Annotated in this window: 1 rRNA gene; it reads left to right on the top strand. The window is 49.4% G+C overall.

Going from position 1 to position 3,311, the window contains the following annotated elements:
• Window positions 1–48 precede the first annotated feature (48 nt).
• Window positions 49–3,077 (top strand): 23S ribosomal RNA (locus CXF95_RS26055).
• Window positions 3,078–3,311: the final 234 nt, after the last annotated feature.

Genomic DNA, 3,311 nt, shown 5'->3' with positions numbered 1-3,311 from the left:
CGTGAAACGAAGAGCAGGAAGCGAAGACGAAGCTATTTGGGGTTGTATGGTTAAGTGACTAAGCGTATACGGTGGATGCCTAGGCAGTTAGAGGCGATGAAGGACGTGTAAGTCTGCGATAAGCTGTGGAGAGCCGACAAAATGCTTTGACCCACAGATTTCCGAATGGGGAAACCCGGCGCTTCGGCGTCATCTATACATGAATACATAGTGTATAGAAGCAAACGAGGGGAACTGAAACATCTAAGTACCCTTAGGAAAAGAAATCAACAGAGATTCCCCTAGTAGCGGCGAGCGAACGGGGAGCAGCCGAGTAGTAATGAAGTAGTGGAATGTGTTGGAAAGCACAGCGATACAGGGTGATAGCCCCGTACACGAAGCGTCATTATTGCCATATTAAGTAGGTCGGGACACGTGTTATCTTGACTGAAGATGGGGGGACCATCCTCCAAGGCTAAATACTCCTAACTGACCGATAGTGAACCAGTACCGTGAGGGAAAGGCGAAAAGAACCCCTGTGAGGGGAGTGAAATAGAACCTGAAACCGTATACGTACAAGCAGTAGGAGCAAGCTCTCGTAAGAGAATAGTCTTGTGACTGCGTACCTTTTGTATAATGGGTCAGCGACTTATATTTAGTAGCAAGGTTAACCGAATAGGGGAGCCGTAGCGAAAGCGAGTGTTAACTGCGCGTTGAGTTGCTAGGTATAGACCCGAAACCGAGTGATCTAGCCATGGGCAGGTTGAAGGTTGAGTAACATCAACTGGAGGACCGAACCGACTAACGTTGAAAAGTTAGCGGATGACTTGTGGCTGGGGGTGAAAGGCCAATCAAACTCGGAGATAGCTGGTTCTCCCCGAAAGCTATTTAGGTAGCGCCTCGGATGAATACCACAGGGGGTAGAGCACTGTTAAGGCTAGGGGGTCATCCCGACTTACCAACCCTTTGCAAACTCCGAATACCTGTGAGTACTATCCGGGAGACACACGGCGGGTGCTAACGTCCGTCGTGAAGAGGGAAACAACCCAGACCGCCAGCTAAGGTCCCTAAATATTACTAAGTGGGAAACGAGGTGGAAAGGCACAGACAGCTAGGAGGTTGGCTTAGAAGCAGCCATCCTTTAAAGAAAGCGTAATAGCTCACTAGTCGAGTCGGTCTGCGCGGAAGATGTAACGGGGCTAAGTAATATACCGAAGCTGCGGACTTGCGCATCACTTAACATTATTTAAATACCGAGCTAACAGCAACGTGCATAAGCACCTGCTGGTAAAGCGTCTCAACACAGTCGAGGTTTCGATTGTCGATGAGGTAAAGGTAAGCGAAACGAGTAATGTTAAGGATGCGCAAGTGGTAGGGGAGCGTTGTGTAAGTGGCTGAAGGTGAGCTGAGAGGCGAGCTGGACATATCACAAGTGCGAATGCTGACATGAGTAACGATAATGGGGGTGAAAAACCCCCACGCCGGAAGACCAAGGTTTCCTGTCCCATGCTAATCAGGGCAGGGTAAGTCGGCCCCTAAGGCGAGGCAGAAATGCGTAGTCGATGGGAAACGGATTAATATTTCCGTACTTGGTATATCAGTGAAGGGGGGACGGAGAAGGTTATGCAAGCCTGGCGTTGGTTGTCCAGGTGAAAGTGCGTAGGGTTGTGACTTAGGTAAATCCGGGTCGCACTTCTTAAATGAAGAGCTCGAGACACGAGACGAGACTCCAAGGAGTTGAAGTTGCAAATACCATGCTTCCAGGAAAAGCCTCTAAACTTATGATATATCGAACCGTACCCCAAACCGACACAGGTGGTCAGGTAGAGAATACTAAGGCGCTTGAGAGAACTTGGGTGAAGGAACTCGGCAAAATCGTACCGTAACTTCGGGAGAAGGTACGCCTCTGTTTGTGATTGAACTTGCTTCATGAGCGAATGGGGGCCGCAGTGAAATGGTGGCTGGAACTGTTTATTAAAAACACAGCACTGTGCTAAATCGAAAGATGACGTATACGGTGTGACGCCTGCCCGGTGCCGGAAGGTTAATTGATGGGGTTATCTTCGGAGAAGCTCTTGATCGAAGCCCCGGTAAACGGCGGCCGTAACTATAACGGTCCTAAGGTAGCGAAATTCCTTGTCGGGTAAGTTCCGACCTGCACGAATGGCGTAATCATGGCCACGCTGTCTCCACCCAAGACTCAGTGAAATTGAAATTGCAGTGAAGATGCTGTGTACCCGCACCTAGACGGAAAGACCCCGTGAACCTTTACTATAGCTTGGCACTGAACATTGACCCTACATGTGTAGGATAGGTGGGAGACATTGAAGCATTGTCGCTAGATGATGTGGAGTCTACCTTGAAATACCACCCTTGTAGGTTTGATGTTCTAACATTGTTCCCTTATCGGGAATGTGGACAGTGTCTGGTGGGTAGTTTGACTGGGGCGGTCTCCTCCCAAAGTGTAACGGAGGAGCACGAAGGTTGGCTAATCCTGGTCGGACATCAGGAGGTTAGTGCAATGGCATAAGCCAGCTTAACTGCGAGACAGACACGTCGAGCAGGTACGAAAGTAGGTCATAGTGATCCGGTGGTTCTGAATGGAAGGGCCATCGCTCAACGGATAAAAGGTACTCCGGGGATAACAGGCTGATACCGCCCAAGAGTTCATATCGACGGCGGTGTTTGGCACCTCGATGTCGGCTCATCACATCCTGGGGCTGAAGTCGGTCCCAAGGGTATGGCTGTTCGCCATTTAAAGTGGTACGCGAGCTGGGTTTAGAACGTCGTGAGACAGTTCGGTCCCTATCTGGTGTGGGCGTTGGATGATTGAAGGGAGCTGCTCCTAGTACGAGAGGACCGGAGTGGACGAACCGCTGGTGTTCGGGTTGTTTTGCCAAAGGCATTGCCCGGTAGCTACGTTCGGAATCGATAAGCGCTGAAAGCATCTAAGCGCGAAGCGAGCCCTAAGATGAGTCATCCCTGTACATTTAATGTACCTAAAGGGTTGTTGAAGACTACGACGTTGATAGGCAGGGTGTGGAAGCGTAGCAATGCGTTGAGCTAACCTGTACTAATTGCCCGTGAGGCTTAACCATACAACGCCCAAGTGGCTTTTTATAAACGCACTATCGTGCTGTCGTGATATGTTGTCGCAAAATCGTGTCCCATGATGGTCACAGTTTGCTGACAAGTATCTTACTCGCTAAAGTTAAAAGCGAGGGACAAACGAGACGGTGATATAAGAAACATAAAGCGTTTGATGAGTGACAAGTAACAACACAAGATTATAGAGTAAGACTAGAGACATTCTTTAGCCTCGATTACAGCTC

The sequence above is a fragment of the Paraglaciecola sp. MB-3u-78 genome (assembly GCF_002835935.1).
Classification (GTDB): domain Bacteria; phylum Pseudomonadota; class Gammaproteobacteria; order Enterobacterales; family Alteromonadaceae; genus Paraglaciecola.
This window is presented reverse-complemented; position numbering and strand designations above follow the sequence as displayed.